The 14,976-nt window shown below is 71.5% G+C and carries 19 protein-coding genes; 10 read left to right on the top strand and 9 right to left on the bottom strand.

Annotation, left to right across the window (positions count from 1 at the left end; all coding sequences use genetic code 11):
• Window positions 1-18: 18 nt before the first annotated feature.
• From Ani05nite_RS26945 to Ani05nite_RS26955, 3 genes are read right to left on the bottom strand one after another with little or no spacing between them, the layout of a single operon-like run.
• Entirely contained in the window at window positions 19-405 is a 387-nt protein-coding gene (locus Ani05nite_RS26945; protein ID WP_203772822.1) for a cold-shock protein, read from the bottom strand.
• A 46-nt stretch (window positions 406-451) separates the two neighbouring features.
• On the bottom strand, window positions 452-1,078 hold the full coding sequence (locus Ani05nite_RS26950; protein ID WP_275410641.1) for an HAD family hydrolase: 627 nt from the start codon (window positions 1,076-1,078) through the stop codon (window positions 452-454).
• The gene (locus Ani05nite_RS26955; protein WP_203772824.1) at window positions 1,075-1,287 is read right to left on the bottom strand and encodes a hypothetical protein; all 213 of its coding nucleotides are present in this window, start codon (window positions 1,285-1,287) and stop codon (window positions 1,075-1,077) included. The genes Ani05nite_RS26950 and Ani05nite_RS26955 overlap by 4 nt, the downstream gene beginning before the upstream one ends.
• Window positions 1,288-1,358: 71 nt before the next feature.
• On the opposite strand from Ani05nite_RS26955, the gene Ani05nite_RS26960 reads away from it, so the two are divergent.
• Both Ani05nite_RS26960 and Ani05nite_RS26965 read left to right on the top strand, forming a co-directional pair.
• A complete protein-coding gene (locus Ani05nite_RS26960; protein ID WP_203772826.1) occupies window positions 1,359-3,794 on the top strand; it encodes a helicase-associated domain-containing protein in 2,436 nt (811 codons plus the stop codon).
• A 178-nt stretch (window positions 3,795-3,972) separates the two neighbouring features.
• Window positions 3,973-5,634: a DNA repair helicase XPB gene (locus Ani05nite_RS26965; RefSeq protein WP_203772828.1), complete on the top strand. Its 1,662-nt coding sequence runs from the start codon at window positions 3,973-3,975 to the stop codon at window positions 5,632-5,634.
• A gap of 13 nt (window positions 5,635-5,647) precedes the next feature.
• Here the strand turns inward: Ani05nite_RS26965 and Ani05nite_RS26970 are convergent, their stop codons facing one another.
• From Ani05nite_RS26970 to ligD (Ani05nite_RS26985), 4 genes are read right to left on the bottom strand one after another with little or no spacing between them, the layout of a single operon-like run.
• Window positions 5,648-6,262, bottom strand: coding sequence for an HAAS signaling domain-containing protein (locus Ani05nite_RS26970; protein ID WP_203772829.1), 615 nt, complete (start codon window positions 6,260-6,262; stop codon window positions 5,648-5,650).
• Entirely contained in the window at window positions 6,259-6,600 is a 342-nt protein-coding gene (locus Ani05nite_RS26975; RefSeq protein WP_203772831.1) for a PadR family transcriptional regulator, read from the bottom strand. Before Ani05nite_RS26975 ends, Ani05nite_RS26970 begins: the two co-directional genes overlap by 4 nt.
• 32 nt (window positions 6,601-6,632) lie before the next feature.
• Window positions 6,633-7,544, bottom strand: coding sequence for a non-homologous end-joining DNA ligase (gene ligD, locus Ani05nite_RS26980; RefSeq protein WP_203772833.1), 912 nt, complete (start codon window positions 7,542-7,544; stop codon window positions 6,633-6,635).
• The gene (gene ligD / locus Ani05nite_RS26985; RefSeq protein WP_203772835.1) at window positions 7,537-8,487 is read right to left on the bottom strand and encodes a non-homologous end-joining DNA ligase; all 951 of its coding nucleotides are present in this window, start codon (window positions 8,485-8,487) and stop codon (window positions 7,537-7,539) included. Before ligD (Ani05nite_RS26985) ends, ligD (Ani05nite_RS26980) begins: the two co-directional genes overlap by 8 nt.
• Before the next feature lie 95 nt (window positions 8,488-8,582).
• Here ligD (Ani05nite_RS26985) and ku point away from each other — a divergent pair, with 95 nt between their 5' ends.
• Both ku and Ani05nite_RS26995 read left to right on the top strand, forming a co-directional pair.
• The gene (gene ku / locus Ani05nite_RS26990; RefSeq protein WP_203772837.1) at window positions 8,583-9,611 is read left to right on the top strand and encodes a non-homologous end joining protein Ku; all 1,029 of its coding nucleotides are present in this window, start codon (window positions 8,583-8,585) and stop codon (window positions 9,609-9,611) included.
• 13 nt (window positions 9,612-9,624) lie between these two features.
• Entirely contained in the window at window positions 9,625-10,113 is a 489-nt protein-coding gene (locus Ani05nite_RS26995; RefSeq protein WP_203772839.1) for an NUDIX domain-containing protein, read from the top strand.
• Window positions 10,114-10,211: 98 nt separating this feature from the next.
• On the opposite strand, the gene Ani05nite_RS27000 is transcribed toward Ani05nite_RS26995, so the two are convergent.
• Both Ani05nite_RS27000 and Ani05nite_RS27005 read right to left on the bottom strand, forming a co-directional pair.
• Entirely contained in the window at window positions 10,212-10,757 is a 546-nt protein-coding gene (locus tag Ani05nite_RS27000) for a type 1 glutamine amidotransferase domain-containing protein (protein WP_203772840.1), read from the bottom strand.
• Window positions 10,758-10,787: 30 nt separating this feature from the next.
• Complete coding sequence (locus Ani05nite_RS27005; protein WP_203772842.1) at window positions 10,788-11,249, bottom strand: DUF2231 domain-containing protein; 462 nt, start codon at window positions 11,247-11,249, stop codon at window positions 10,788-10,790.
• Between the two features lie 174 nt (window positions 11,250-11,423).
• Here Ani05nite_RS27005 and Ani05nite_RS27010 point away from each other — a divergent pair, with 174 nt between their 5' ends.
• The 6 genes from Ani05nite_RS27010 (at window position 11,424) to Ani05nite_RS27035 (ending at window position 14,891) form a co-directional block, all read left to right on the top strand.
• The gene (locus Ani05nite_RS27010) at window positions 11,424-11,777 is read left to right on the top strand and encodes a DUF1304 domain-containing protein (protein WP_203772844.1); all 354 of its coding nucleotides are present in this window, start codon (window positions 11,424-11,426) and stop codon (window positions 11,775-11,777) included.
• A gap of 257 nt (window positions 11,778-12,034) precedes the next feature.
• The gene (locus Ani05nite_RS27015; protein WP_203772845.1) at window positions 12,035-12,475 is read left to right on the top strand and encodes a DUF6232 family protein; all 441 of its coding nucleotides are present in this window, start codon (window positions 12,035-12,037) and stop codon (window positions 12,473-12,475) included.
• Between the two features lie 177 nt (window positions 12,476-12,652).
• A complete protein-coding gene (locus Ani05nite_RS27020; RefSeq protein ID WP_203772847.1) occupies window positions 12,653-13,570 on the top strand; it encodes a helix-turn-helix domain-containing protein in 918 nt (305 codons plus the stop codon).
• Between the two features lie 48 nt (window positions 13,571-13,618).
• Window positions 13,619-13,816, top strand: coding sequence for a DUF397 domain-containing protein (locus tag Ani05nite_RS27025; RefSeq protein ID WP_203772849.1), 198 nt, complete (start codon window positions 13,619-13,621; stop codon window positions 13,814-13,816).
• A gap of 249 nt (window positions 13,817-14,065) precedes the next feature.
• A complete protein-coding gene (locus tag Ani05nite_RS27030) occupies window positions 14,066-14,266 on the top strand; it encodes a DUF397 domain-containing protein (protein ID WP_307836719.1) in 201 nt (66 codons plus the stop codon).
• A gap of 64 nt (window positions 14,267-14,330) precedes the next feature.
• Complete coding sequence (locus Ani05nite_RS27035; protein WP_203772851.1) at window positions 14,331-14,891, top strand: DUF6226 family protein; 561 nt, start codon at window positions 14,331-14,333, stop codon at window positions 14,889-14,891.
• Window positions 14,892-14,976: the final 85 nt, after the last annotated feature.

A 14,976-nucleotide genomic window follows, 5' to 3' on the forward strand; every position in this document is an offset into this window, starting at 1 on the left:
CGCATCAACCGGAAGGCGCTAGATCTCCAGCTCCCGCGCAACGGCATGAACCAGCTGCGCGACCTTCTCCGCCGTCCGCTTGTCCGGATACTTCCCGCGCCGCAGATCCGGCTGGATCTTCGCCTCGATCACCTTGATCATGTCCTCGACCATGCCGTGCAGCTCGTCGGCGGGCCGGCGGCGCAGCTGAGCGATCGACGGCGGCGCGTCCAGCACTTTCACGCTCATCGCCTGGGCGCCCTTGCGGCTGTCGACCACACCGAACTCCAGCCGCTGACCGGCCTTCAGGTCCGCCGTCCCGGAGGGCAGCGCGCCCTTGGGCAGGAACACGTCCCCGCCCTCGTCACTGGTGACGAACCCGAAACCCTTCGCCGCGTCGTACCACTTCACTCGACCCGTGGGCACCGCTGACCTCGACTTCACTCATTGGACTCGATTGCTCACGGCAAGGTTATCCAGCGCCCGTGCCCGGCCCAACCGCTATCTTTCGCAGCAGCTCCGGAAATGCCGTCAAGTCGGACAAGACGTACGCCGCGCCGGCCTCCCGGAGCTCGTCGGCGCTGCAGGGGCCGGTCACGACGCCGATGCCGGGGATCCCGGCGGTCCGCGCGGCGACCATGTCGCCGACGTGGTCACCCACGTACCACTCGACCCCGTGCGCGGTCAGTGCCGCCGCCTTGCCCTCGGCGAACAGGTCGCCGGCCAGCTCGTCGGCGGTCAGACCGAGGTGGGCCAGGTGCAGCGCGGCGAGCCGGCCCAGCTTGGACGTGACCACCACCACCCGCAGCCCCTGCGCGCGCACCGCCGCCAGCGCCGCGACGGCGCCCGGAGTCGGCACCGTCGGGGCGATCGCGTGGTCGGGGTACAGCGCCCGGTACGTGGTGACCGCGTCCTCGACCTGCCCGGGCGGGAACCACTCGCTGATCTCGGTGCGCAGCGGCGGGCCCAGCCGGGTGACCGCCAGATCGGCGTCGACCCACACGCCGGTCTCGGCGGTCAACGCCCGGTAGGCCGCGCGGATCCCCGGCCGGGAGTCGATCAGGGTCATGTCCAGGTCGAACCCGACCGCCGCGGTCAAGGCGTGGTGGTGGGGGTGTACGTCAGCTGGTCCACCGGGAGCGGGAACTCCTGGTCGTCCCCGAACGGCGACGGCGCGGCCGGCCGGTCGGCGATGAGCTCGGAGACGGGCAGGTGGCCCTCCTTGATGGGGGACTCCCGGCCGGTCGTCTTCCGTGAGGCCGAGCCGGCTTCCACCGACGTGCCCGGCATCTTGTTGTCAGCCCCCACAGTCACTCCCCTTGGTCCGTCGCTTGATCCGACCTCTCACCATGCTCGCACGGCGGCTAGCGTGGAGAACGATGGCCACCGCATTCGCCGACCAGCTCCGGTCGCTCACCGATGACGCCCTGGGCGCGCTGATCCAGCTGCGCCCGGATCTCGTCGTGCCCGTGCCGTCCGACGTCTCCGCCCTGGCCGTCCGGGCCCAGTCGCGGGGCTCGGTGGCCCGCTGCCTCGACGCGCTCGACGAGTTCACCCTCGCCGTGCTGGACGCGGCGCGGCTCAGCCGGGCCGCGGAGACCGCGCTGACCTCGGTCGCCGCGATCGTCGAGCTGGCCGGGGACACGGCCGACCCCGTCGACCTACGGGTGGCGATCGACCGGCTCCGGGCCCGGTTCCTGCTGCACGGGCCCGAGGACGCCCTGCAGATCGTCGGTGCGGTCGACGAGGTGACCTCGCCGTACCCGGCGGGCCTGGGCCGTCCCGCCGACTACCTGGACCCGCAGGCGGCGGCCCTGTGCGCCGACCGCGCGAAGCTGCGGCGGGCCGTGCTCGCCGCGCCGCCGGGCGCCCGGGCCGTGCTCGACCGGCTCGCCGCCGGGCCGCCGGTCGGCGCGCTCAGCTCGGGCGGCACCGTCGCCGAGCCGGTGCGCTGGCTGATCGACCAGCACATCCTCGTGCCGGTCTCCGAGGCCGGCCGGGCCCCGCGGGCCGACGGCGAGCTGGTCGAGCTGCCGCGCGAGGTTGGCCTGCTGCTGCGCCGCGACTCCGGGCCGCTGGGCCGGCTGCGGCCGCTGCCGCCGGCCCCGGACGGGCCGGTCCGGGAGCCGAAGTCGGTGGATTCGGCCGGCGCCGGGCAGGCGATGGAGGCCGTCCGGTACGTCGAGACGCTGCTGGAGGCGTTGTCGGCCGAGCCGGCGGCCGTGCTGAAGACCGGCGGGCTGGGCGTCCGCGACCTGAAGCGGCTGGCCCGCGCGGCCAACCTGGACGAGCCGTCGGCCGGGCTGCTGATCGAGGCCGCCTACGCGGCCGGCCTGCTCGGCGAGGCGGACGCGGCGGGCAACGGCCGGGGCGTCACCGCGAGCCGGGCCTCCGGGCTGGTCGACGAGATCTTCCTGCCCACCGGCGGCTACGACCTGTGGCGGGCGCTGAGCATCGCGCAGCGCTGGGAGGCGCTGGCCAACTCGTGGCTGGCGATGACCCGGCAGCCCGGCCTGATCGGGCAGCGCGACGACCGGGACCGGCCGATCAACCCGCTGGCCCCGGACGCCGAGCGGGCCGGCGCCCCGCAGGCCCGGCGGGAGGCGCTGGCCGCGCTGGCGACGCTCGCTCCCGGCGCCGCGCCGCGGGCCGACGAGGTGCTCGAGCTGCTGGCCTGGCAGGCGCCGCGCCGGGCCCGGGGCCGGGAGGCCGCCCACCGCGACGCCCTGGCCGGTGCGGCCACGCTCGGCGTGACCGGGCTGGGGGCGCTGACCTCGTACGGGCGGCTGGTGCAGTCGGACGAGCCGCCCACCGACTCCGACCCGCTGGGCGCCGGCCCGGGTGGCGCCCGCGCGCCGGGGGCCTCGAACGCCGTGCGCACCCTCGACGCGCTGCTGCCCGCGCCCGTCGACCACGTGCTGGTCCAGGCCGACCTCTCCGTGGTCGTGCCGGGCCCGCCGGAGCCCGAGCTGGCCGCGGAGCTGGACGTGGTGGCCGAGCCGGAGTCGGCCGGCGGCGCGAGCGTCTACCGGGTCACCTCGGGCAGTGTGCGCCGCGCCCTGGACGTCGGCTACACCGCCGGCGACCTGCACGGGCTCTTCCGGCGCCGGTCGCGGACGCCGGTGCCGCAGGCGCTGACCTACCTGATCGACGACTCGGCGCGCAAGCACGGCGGCCTGCGGGCCGGCTCGGCCGGGTCCTACCTGCGCAGCGACGACGAGGCGCTGATCGCCGAGGTGCTGGCGGACCGGCGGCTGGGACCGCTGGCGCTGCGCCGGCTGGCGCCCACGGTGCTGTGCAGCCCGGTGCAGATCGCCCGGCTGCTGGGGGCGCTGCGGGACGCCGGGTTCGCCCCGGTCGCCGAGGACGCCGCCGGGTCGGCCGTGCTGGCCCGGCCGCGGGTGCGCCGCGCGGTCAGCCGTACCCCGGTCTCGTCGCGGCTGGGTGACCAGGCCGGGCCGCCGCTGCTGGCCGGCCCGCGGCTGGCCGGGGTGGTCGAGCAGATCCGGCGGGGAGACGTCGCGACCCGCGCGGCCCGCCGGGCGCCGGTCACGGTGCGGGCGGCGAACGGCCAGCAGGTGCCCGGCCTGACCTCGGTGCAGGCGCACACGCAGGCGATGGCGGTGCTCCAGCAGGCGGTCCGCGACAAGGCCCGGGTCTGGGTGGGCTACGTCGACTCGCACGGCGCGACGCTGTCCCGGCTGGTCCGCCCGGTGTCGCTGAGCGCCGGTTACCTGCGCGCCGAGGACGAGCGGACAGAGACGCTGCACACGTTCGCCCTGCACCGGATCACGGCGGCGGTCGTCGAGGAGTGACCGGCCGGGACCGCGCGCCCCCGTTGCCCTGCTCGCGCGCGACCCGCCCGCCGTCGATGGTTCTGCAGTGTTAAACGCCCGGCCTGTGCGAAGCGTTGCACACGGGATCAACCTTCTTCGCTACGGAACGGGCCGTGTCACACTGGAGGGTCTTCTCCCGCACGTCGAAGGGCACCTGGTGACCGGCGGACCCCTGATCGTCCAGTCCGACAAGACTCTGCTGCTGGAGGTCGACCACCCCGACGCGCAGGCGTGCCGGATGGCGATCGCCCCGTTCGCGGAGCTGGAACGCTCCCCCGAGCACGTGCACACCTACCGGCTGACGCCGCTGGGCCTGTGGAACGCCCGGGCCGCCGGTCACGACGCGGAGGGCGTGGTCGACTCGCTGATCAAGTTCTCCCGCTACCCGGTGCCGCACGCCCTGCTGGTCGACGTGGCCGAGACCATGGACCGGTACGGCCGCCTCCAGCTGGTCAACGACCCGTCGCACGGGCTGGTCCTGCGCGGGCTCGACAAGATCGTGCTGGTCGAGGTGGCGAAGAGCAAGAAGTTGGCCGGCATGCTGGGCGCCCGCCTGGACGACGAGACGATCGCGGTGCACGCCTCCGAGCGCGGCCGGCTCAAGCAGGCCCTGCTCAAGCTCGGCTGGCCGGCCGAGGACCTGGCCGGTTACGTGGACGGCGAGGCCCACGAGATCGATCTGGCCCAGAACGGCTGGACGCTGCGGTCGTACCAGCAGGAGGCGGTGGACGGCTTCTGGGCCGGCGGCTCCGGGGTGGTCGTGCTGCCCTGTGGCGCCGGCAAGACGCTGGTCGGCGCGGCCGCGATGGCCACCGCCAAGGCCACCACGCTGATCCTGGTGACCAACACGGTCGCCGGCCGGCAGTGGAAGCGCGAGCTGGTCGCCCGTACGTCGCTGACCGAGGACGAGATCGGCGAGTACAGCGGCGAGCGCAAGGAGATCCGCCCGGTCACCATCGCGACGTACCAGGTGCTCACCTCGCGGCGCGGCGGCGCGTTCACCCACCTCGACCTATTCGGCGCCCGCGACTGGGGCCTGGTCATCTACGACGAGGTGCACCTGCTGCCGGCGCCGATCTTCCGCTTCACCGCCGACCTGCAGGCCCGCCGCCGGCTGGGCCTGACCGCGACCCTGGTGCGCGAGGACGGCCGGGAGGGCGACGTGTTCTCGCTGATCGGCCCGAAGCGCTACGACGCGCCGTGGAAGGACATCGAGGCGCAGGGCTGGATCGCCCCGGCGCTGTGCACCGAGGTCCGGGTGACGCTCACCGACGCCGAGCGCATGACGTACGCGGTGACCGAGGCCGAGGAGCGCTACCGGGTGGCGGCGACCGCCCGCACCAAGCTGCCGGTGGTCCGCGCCCTGCTCGACCGGCACCCGGACGAGCAGGTGCTGGTGATCGGCGGCTACATCGACCAGCTGCACCAGCTGGGTGAATACCTGGACGCCCCGATCGTGCAGGGCTCGACGACGAACAAGGAACGCGAGCGGCTGTTCGACGAGTTCCGGTCGGGCTCGCTGAAGACGCTGGTGATCTCCAAGGTCGGCAACTTCAGCATCGACCTGCCCGAGGCGGCCGTGGCGATCCAGGTGTCCGGCACGTTCGGCTCCCGGCAGGAGGAGGCCCAGCGGCTGGGCCGGGTGCTGCGCCCGAAGGCCGACGGCCGCCAGGCGCACTTCTACACGGTGGTGTCCCGCGACACGATCGACACCGAGTACGCCGCGCACCGGCAGCGCTTCCTGGCCGAGCAGGGTTACGCCTACACGATCGTGGACGCGGACGACGTGCTCGGCCCGCCCCTGCCCCAGGTCGACTGACCGGCCCGCGCGGTCACTCCGTCGGCAACTGCGGCGCGGGCGGTTCGGCCGGCGCCTCCACGGCGCTGGGGGCCTGGTCCACCGCGCTGCGGCTGGTCAGCATGAGGCCCCCGGCCAGGCAACCGAGCAGAACGACGACCACGGCGGCGATGGCGACCGCGACCGCCACGCGCAGCCCGGCGCCGCCGTCCTGTTTGCGCACCGGCGGCGGCGCGAACGGCGGCCCGGCGACCGGCGGCGGCGGATAGGACGAGCGGCCGAAGTCGGAGGCGGGCGGGAACGGCCCGGCGTAGGCGGGCGGCGGCGAATCCGGCGGCGGCGCGACGACCGGCAGGGGGCGCGCCGCGGCCCGGGCGGGGCCGGCGTAGGAGAGCACGGGCTCGCGGGGCGCGAGCAGGCCGGCCTCCTCGTACGCGGCGGCGGCCACGACCTCCGGGCTGCCGAGCCGCTCCAGCAGCTCCAGCAGGTCGCTCTCGGAGGCGACGCCGCGGGCGACGCGCTCGTCGTGGATATGCGCCTCGATCTCGGCGAGGAGCTCCCGGCGTTGCAGCACCGGCAGCCCGGTGAGCCGCAGCTCCAGCTCGTGCAGGTACTCCTTGACCGCTTGGTCGGTCCTGTTGCTGCTCATGCCCCACCGGTCCCTACGAGACGGTCGACGGTCTGTCGAAACGAAACCCACTCGGAGCGGAAGTGCTCCAGTGCCGACCGCCCGGTGTCGGTGAGCGCGTAGTAGCGCCGCGGCGGTCCGGTCGGCGACTCGCTCCACTTGCTGTCCAGCCAGCCCACCCGGCGCAACCGGGACAGCAGCGGGTAGATCGTGCCCTCGGAGGCGGCGAGGTTCCGCTCCTCGCCGAAGCGCCGGACGATCTCCGTGCCGTACCGGTCCTCGTGCTCGACCATGGCGAGCACGCAGAACTCGAGCGTCCCGCGGCGGAGGCTGGTGGAGAGCTGCGCGACGTCGGCCATGCGGTACACGGTACCTTGCCACGCAAGGTAGCTCAACGAGCAGGTACGGGCGGCCCCGGCTCCAGCAGGCAGGCCAGCAGATCGCCGTGCTCCTCGACCCGGTCCAGCACCTCGGCCGCGGTGAGCTGCCGGACCGCGCCCGCGCCCATCGCCATCTCCGCCACCTCGTCCCAGGTCAGCGGCGTCGAAGCGGTCGGCGTCGCCTGCGCGCGCAGCGAGTACGGCGCCACGGTGGTCTTGGCCGCGTTGTTCTGGCTCCAGTCGATGAAGACCTTCCCGGGGCGTACCGCCTTGGCCATCTTGGCGGTGATCGAGCCCGGCACCTGCGCGGACAGCTCCTCGGCGACCCGCCTGGCGTAGCCGGAGACGACCTCGGCGTCCTGGGTGCCCGAGATCGGCACGCACAGCTGCATGCCCTTCTTGCCGGAGGTCTTGGGCTGGGCGGTGAGGCCGTCGTCGGCCAGCCGGTCGCGCATCAGCACGGCGACCGCGCAGCACTCCTTGAGCCCGGCCGGGGCCCCCGGGTCGAGGTCGACCACCATCAGGTCGGGGTCGGCCCCGATCCGCCACTGCGGCGTGTGCAGCTCCAGCGAGGCGAGGTTGGCCACCCAGACCAGCGTCGCGAGCTCGTCGACGACCACGAAGTCGATGGTCTCCCGGGCCTTGGTGGAGCCGGGCACGGGCAGGGTCTCCAGCCGCACCCAGGGCGGCGTCCCGCCCGGCGCGTTCTTCTCGAAGAAGTGCGCGCCGTCCACGCCGTTCGGAAAGCGGATCCGGGTCAGCGCCCGGTCCTTGAGGTGCGGCAGCAGCACCGGCGCGATCCGGGTGTAGTAGTCGATGACCTCGCCCTTGGTGAAGCCGGCGGCCGGGTACATCACCTTGTCGAGGTTGGACAGCTCCACGTCGCGTCCCTCGATCTGGACGGCGAACCGCTGCTTAACCACTGTCGTCCTCCTCGGCGCACTCCTCGGGAGACTTATCCGGGCGCAGCCGCAGGAAACGCGGGAAGCGCAGCCGGCCGTCCGGGGTGCGGTTGCCGTAGCGCACCTCCACTACCAGCTCCGGCCGCACCCAGTGGGCGCCGCGGGAGTCCTCGCGCGGCACCGCGCCCCGGGCGAACGGCGACTCCGGGGCGGCCAGCGGGGCGAGCACCGACAGCAGCTGCTGCTCAGCCGCCGCGCCGATGCCGCCGCCGACCCGGCCCCGGAACAGCAGTCGCCCGTCCGGGCCCGGCACGCCGACCAGCAGGCCACCGAGCTTGCGCGCCCCGGCCCGCCAGCCGCCGATGACGTAGTCCCCGGTCCGGTCGAACTTGACCTTGACCCAGTCCGGCGACCGGGCGCCCGGCAGGTACGCCGTGTTCAGCCGCTTCGCCACCACGCCCTCGAGGCGGTTCTCCCGGGCGGCGGCCTCGGTGGCGACCCCGTCGGTGAAGGCCGGCGGCACCATCCACGGCCCGTCCCCCAGATCCAGCTCCTCGAGCCGGGCGCGCCGGTCGGCGTACGGGACCTCGATCAGCGACTCGCCGGCGTACCGGAGCAGGTCGAAGATCATGTAGGTGACCGGGAGGGTCGCCGCCAGCCGGGCCGCCCGCCCCGGGTCGCGGACGTGCATCCGCTCGGCCAGCGCGGTGAACGACGGGCGCCCGGCCGCGTCCAGCACCACCATCTCACCGTCCAGCAGCGAGCCCGGCGGCAGCGACAGGCCCGCGACCTCGGGATAAGCAAGCGTGACCGCGGCGCCCGAGCGGGCCCACAGCCGCGGCGGCCCGTCCTCGAACGAGGAGAGCACCCGCACGCCGTCCCACTTGAACTCGTAGCTCCAGCCCGGCCCACGGGGCAGCGCGCCCGCGGTCGCGAGCATCGGCGAGAGCGGCGCACCCGGCACCTGATCACCATAGGCACCCGCGAACACCTTACGCAGGCGTCTCACTGATGCCATTCTTGATCGGGGGCACTGGTCACGGTGGGTAGGAGACGAAGATGCGAGCGATCTGGAAGGGTGCGGTCTCGTTCGGCCTGGTGTCGATCGCCGTCAAGCTCTTCTCCGCGACCGAGGAGAAGGACATCCGGTTCCACCAGGTGCACCGCACCGACGGCGGCCGGATCAAGTACAAGCGGACCTGCTCGATCGACGGCGAGGAGGTCACCTACGACGACATCGCCAAGGGCTACGACCTCGGCGGCGGCGAGATGGTCATCCTGACCGACGAGGACTTCGCCGAGCTGCCGCTGACCACCTCCCGCGCGATCGACGTGCTGGAGTTCGTGCCGGCCGAGCAGATCGACCCGCTGCTGTTCGCCAAGGCGTACTACCTCGAGCCCGAGGGCCAGGCCGCGAAGCCGTACGTGCTGCTGCGGGACGCGCTGACCGAGTCCGACCGGGTCGCGATCGTCAAGGTGGCGCTGCGCCAGCGCGAGCAGCTGGCCACCCTGCGGGTGCACGACGACGTGCTAGTGCTCAACACGATGCTCTGGCCCGACGAGGTGCGCACACCCGACTTCGGGTTCCTCGACGAGGACATCGAGACCCGCCCGGCCGAGCTGGCCATGGCCAGCTCGCTGATCGACTCGATGGCCGGCAGCTTCAAGCCCGAGGAGTTCACCGACAACTACCGGGCCGCCCTCCAGGAGGTCATCGACGCCAAGGTCGAGGGCCGCGAGATCGTCGCGCCCGAGGAGGCCGAGGAGGCGCCGGCCGCCGCGGTCGACCTGATGGCCGCGCTCAAGGCCAGCGTCGAGCGGGCCAAGAAGGCCCGCGGCGAGGCCCCGGAGGAGCGGGCCCGCGAGATCGGCGCCACCCCCATCGGCTCCGCAAAATCCAAGACCTCCTCCGGTACGGCCACAAAGTCGACAACCGCAAAGAAGGCCGCACCGGCCAAGACGTCGGCAGCGGCCAAGAGCACTCCCGCCGCCAAGGCGACTGCCGCGCCGTCGAAGTCCACAGCCGCGAAGAAGGCTCCCGCCAAGAAGACCACGCCCGCCGCCAAGGCGGCCAAGAAGTCGGCCTAGCTAGGCTGGTCCCGTGGCATTGTCGTGGGCTGAGTCTTATCTGGGTCGGGTCCGTTCGAGCGTCGGCGACGCCGACACGATCCTGTTCGTGGGCGCGCGCGGCGTGATCCTCGACGAGCGGAACAGGCTGCTGCTGATCCAGCGTTCCGACAACCACCGCTGGGCCATCCCGGCGGGCGCGATGGAGCTGGGCGAGAGCATGCAGGACTGTGCGATCCGTGAGGTGTGGGAGGAGACCGGGCTGCGCGCGACGTCGCTGACCCCGTTCGCCTTCCACACGTCGTACACGTACACCAACGAGTGGGGCCACACCTACCAGCAGATCCTGATGTCGTTCCGGGTCCACACCTGGGAGGGCGAGCTGCAGAAGGTGACGGAGGAATCGGTGGACGCCGGCTTCTTCCCGCTGGACGCGCTGCCCGGCCCGAAGTCGATGGTGATCGACGAGGTCCTGGCCGACCTGGCGGAGTTCGAGGCCACCGGCCGCATGGTGCTGAAGTGACAGCTCCCCGGCGGGTCAGCCCGGCGGCCGACCGGCAAGGCCGTGGCGCACCAGCTTCCGCCGGTGCGCCACGGTGACCTGCTGGGTCCGTACGGTTGCTATTTGCTGTTCGCGATCTCCTGCAGGAGCGTGTCGCAGAAGGCCGGGAGGTCGTCGGGCTTGCGGCTGGTGACCAGGCCGTCGTCGACGAAGACCTCCTCGTCCACCCAGGTCGCGCCGGCGTTGGCCAGGTCGGTGCGCAGGCTGGGCCAGCTGGTCAGGGTGCGGCCGTCCACGACGCCCGCCTCGACCAGGGTCCACGGCCCGTGGCAGATGGCCGCGACCGGCTTGCCGGCGCTGAAGAACTCCCGCACGAAGCGCACCGCGTCGGGGTCGGCCCGCAGGAAGTCCGGGTTGGCGACGCCGCCGGGCAGCACCAGCGCGTCGTAGTCCGCCGCCGCCGCGTCCTTGGCCTGCTTGTCGACCGGGTACGTGCCGGCCTTGTCCATGTGGTTGACGGCCTGGATCTCGCCGTCCTTGATCGAGATGAGCTCCGCCGTCCCGCCGGCCTCTTCGACCGCCTTGCGGGGCTGCGTGTACTCGACCTCTTCGACGCCGTCGGTCGCCAGGAAGGCCACCCGCTTACCGCTGATCGATGCCGTCATGGTTCTTGCCCCTTTCCGGTTCCCGCACTGTCAGTACGTGCGGTTCCCGGCCTCGGTGCGGACAAACGCCGGCACCCGGCGGCGGTTGACCAGCTCGCCGCCGAACCAGGCGCCGAAGACGGCGCCGGCCAGGGCGAGCAGTTCGACGGCGACCAGACCGCCGCCGGCCACCCGGTCGGGGGTGCGCATGCGGAGCATCAGGATGACGGCGAAGACCAACAGCACGCCCATGTTGACCAGGCCCAGCAGCACGCCGTAGCGCCTTGCCCGGGTGTTGCGCACGAACATCAGGTCGAGGGCCGAGGCCGCGGCCGCGAGCACGCCGCCGATGAGGCCGGCGACCAGGTTCCAGTAGGCGAGGGCGCCGAGGATGTCCGGGCCGCCGAACACGTTGCCGAGGTCGAAGAGGACGGCCATCGCGAACAGGCCGAGCGGGAACATCACCAGGACCGGCTGAACGGCCTGGCCGGCGATCCGAAGTCTGCTGTCCATGCGGGCTGTACCCTCCCCTGCCTGCTCGTTCATCCGTTTCGCCCGTTCGCCTACCCGGTCGTCCGGTCGCCGAAACGCACCGTGTCGACGGTTACGTCCATCGATGGGCAGCGATGCCCTAGGGTTGCCCGTGATCCGGCCGCGCCGTGCGCGCCGGCAGCCGGAGGGTGCGCCATGGCTTGGGCAGCGCGGATCGCGGTCGGGCTGGTCGCCGCGATCCATCTCTACATCCTCGTCCTGGAGATGTTCCTGTGGCGCACAGATCGGGTGCGGGCCACTTTCGGTACCACCCCGGAGTTCGCCGAGCAGTCCGCGACGCTGGCCGCGAACCAGGGGCTCTACAACGGCTTCCTGGCCACGGGCCTGCTCTACGGTCTCATCTCGGACGACCTGACGTTCCAGGTATTTTTCCTCTGCTGCGTGATCGTGGCGGGCTGCTACGGCGCGCTGACGGCGACCCGCCGGATCCTGTTCGTGCAGGTCATCCCGGGTGCACTGGCCCTGCTCCTGGTCCTGTTGGCGAGCTGATCGCCAGCCTGCTTGTACGCAATCTGCGACGTGGCAGATTGAAACCTAGCGGTCAGCGCCCTGGCCATGCTGTACTGAAGACCGCAGTAAAGGGCGAAGCAGGGGGAAGACCCTACAACGGCACCCGGCGGCAACCGGGTGCCGTTGTTGCCTCCGAGGACGCCGTTTGCGGCGATGCGCGAGGCGAGGATGACTGTCTATGCCAATGGTGGCCCCCTCGTTCCTCACCTCGCAAGAGTCGTGGAGAGGAGTTCGCCATGCGCACCTACTACCGCGGAACTGACGCAGTGGTCACTGACGGACATTTCGTCTGGCTCGGAGCCCCTGCGAGAACGGCACTCATCCGGGACCTGCGCAACGTGCGCCGCGTGCACCGCGCCGGGCCGCGCGGCCTCGCCCGGCCCCTGCACATCGCCTTCGCCGCCCTGGTTGTCACCGCGGCCGGCTGGACGACGCTCGGCACGCCGGCCGTCTACATCTCGGCGCCCCTGTGCGCCGCGATCGCCGGCATGTCCACCGCGGCCTACTGGCGGCTCCGGCCGCAGCGGTGGGAACTGCTCGCCACCTACCGCGGCACCGAGATGACCCTGTACGCCACCACGGACGTCCGCGTCTTCAACCAGGTGGCCCGGGCGCTGCGCCGGGCGGTCGAGGACACCCGGCCGGTGTCCGACGGACACCACCTGGTGGCCGCATGACGGACAAACCATGTCACCCACTGCACCGATCGGGTGACATCTAACAGTTTGATCAATACCAGAGACGCGACGATTCGTTCTCAGTACGATTTGGTCGCAACCTCGCTGTCTGCAAGGTAGCCGCATGCGAGGTTGCGACCGCCTCGTCCGGATGTACTCCTCGCTGATGAAGGACTCATGGCTGAAGGTGACTCACCGACAGTCGCGCGCCGACGCATACGCCTAGCGCTACGCGAAGCCCGCGACGCGGCCGGACTCACCCAACTTCAGGTCGCCGAGGAGATGGAGTGGTCCCTCTCCAAGGTGATCCGCATCGAGAACGGCGACGTGACGATCGCCCCCAACGATCTGAAGCCGCTGCTCTCCTACTACGGCATCAAGGACAAGGAGCAGGTCGCCGATCTGCTGTCGTCGGCCCGGATCGCGCGAGCCCGGCAGCGGGAGGCCTGGTACCAGACGCAGGAGTTCCGTGAGCTCCTCTCGGACGCCACGCGGCGCCACATCGAATACGAGGCCGAGGCTGTCGCCGTTCGGTCGTATTCGATTTACTACCTGCCGGGCTATCTACAGACGGAGGAGTACGCCACCGCGCTGACGGGAACCTTCGACGAGGAGGACATCGGCTCGCGCCAGCGGGTGCAACTCCTCATCAAGGCGCGACGGATGCGCCGCCAGACCCTGCTTTCCCGATTGGACGCCGTCCAGGCCTTCGTTCTTTTGGACGAGTCCGTCTTCATGCGGCCCATCGGCGGGGCGAAGGTCTTCGCGCAGCAGTTGACCGAGATGCGGCGGCTGGTGAGCGACGGGCCGGTCCACCTGCGCATGCTGCCCTTCGCACTGGACTATCCCATCGCCAACAACGGCAGCTATGAATTGCTGGCATTGAGTGATCGTGGCGCCCACAGCGAGATCTTGTACCGCGAAAACGGCGTGACGGACGAGATCATCGAGGACCAGGCAACCACCGAGCGCCACCGCAAGCGTTTCGAACAGCTTTGGCACTTATCGAATGACGAGACGGACACGATCCGATTCCTCGACAGTCGCATCAAGGATCTGGAGACACAATCACAGAAAGCCAAAGGCCATGTCTGACTGCACCCGGTGCACCAGCGTCGGTGTACGAATGAAATCGGAGAAATCGTGTCAACTCTAGAGCAGCTGGAATGGCGTAAGAGCAGCTTCTGCGCCGCTGCTAACTGTGTCGAGGTCGCCCAGTTGGCGGAGCAGATTCTGGTCCGCGACTCCAAGAATCCGACCGCGGCTCCGCTCAGTTTCACCACCGAGGAATGGTCGGCGTTCGTCCGTGGGGTCAACGACGGGCAGTTCCGCTTCAATTAGCAGGCTCGTCCGTTTCGGGTGCAGTCGACGTGCAGGCACGCGTCGAGTGCTCGGGGAACGGGCGTACAAATGTCGGCGGCCTATGTCCGCGGGCTATCGCCACCTGCGCGTTCCGACAAACCAACTGGTCATATGGCCACAATAACCGCATTCTTCGCACAGATCGCGGTTTCACTCACTAAGCACTCCTCCCGCACCTGTCGGACGTCGCTTACCGTGTTACACGGGAACCGTCACGGAGGAGTAAGCATGATGAACTCGACGGAACAACCTGCCTGGCGCCGCGGCAGTAGATGTGGCACCTCGACCTGCGTGGAGCTCGCCGCGGTCGACGGGGGGTACCTGCTCCGGGACAGCAAGCGCCCCGAGCAGCAGCCGCTGTTCTTCACCGAGGAAGAGCTGGACGTGTTCGCGACGGCATTCACGGCCGGAGAGTTCCGGGCGGAGTGAGCATTTCCGGTCGCTGATCTGACGTTCCCGCGTCGCCGCGGGCCGAGCGCGGCATACTTCGCTGGTGGGCGACTTCGGATCGCGACCGGACAGCTTCTCACCCCGGGTCTCCGACTCGCGGCGGTTCCTCGTGCTGCACGAGGCCGCCGAGGACGTGCTCGACGAGCTCACCGCCCGCTACGTCGTCGACCGTCGCGAGGGCAAGGAGCCGGTCGGGCCCGCGCCCGACGCCGAGATCGTGCGTACCGTCCGGCTCGTGCCGCGTACTCCCGCCGCCGGGCCGCTGGCGATCGCCTTCACCGACTTCCCGGGCCTCGTGCTGCGCCTCGGGCGCTGGTACCTCGAGGTGCTGCCCGACTGCGGCTGTGACGAGTGCGCCGAGGATCCCGCCGAGCTGGTCGCCGACCTGCGGGCCCGGGTGCTCGCGCACGTCGAGGGCGGGCTGTGGGAACGGGTGCGGCGCGGGGTCACCGGGTCGTGGCTCGAGACCCGGCTGATCGGGCCGGGGTTGCGGGTCTCACGGCAGGCGCCGGTCGACCCGGCCGAGGCCCGGGCGGCCCGCCGGGAGGGCTTCGCCGCGCCGGTGCAGTGGGCGCCGTGGCCCCGACGAGCACCTCAGACCTGAGCCCCGCCGCCGACTAGGCCGACGCCGCGGGCCGCGCCCGCCGACCAGGCGAACGCCTCAGGCGTGAGCCGGACCGCCAACCAGG

The sequence above is a fragment of the Actinoplanes nipponensis genome, assembly GCF_016862275.1.
In the GTDB taxonomy this organism is placed as follows: Bacteria; Actinomycetota; Actinomycetes; order Mycobacteriales; family Micromonosporaceae; genus Actinoplanes; species Actinoplanes nipponensis.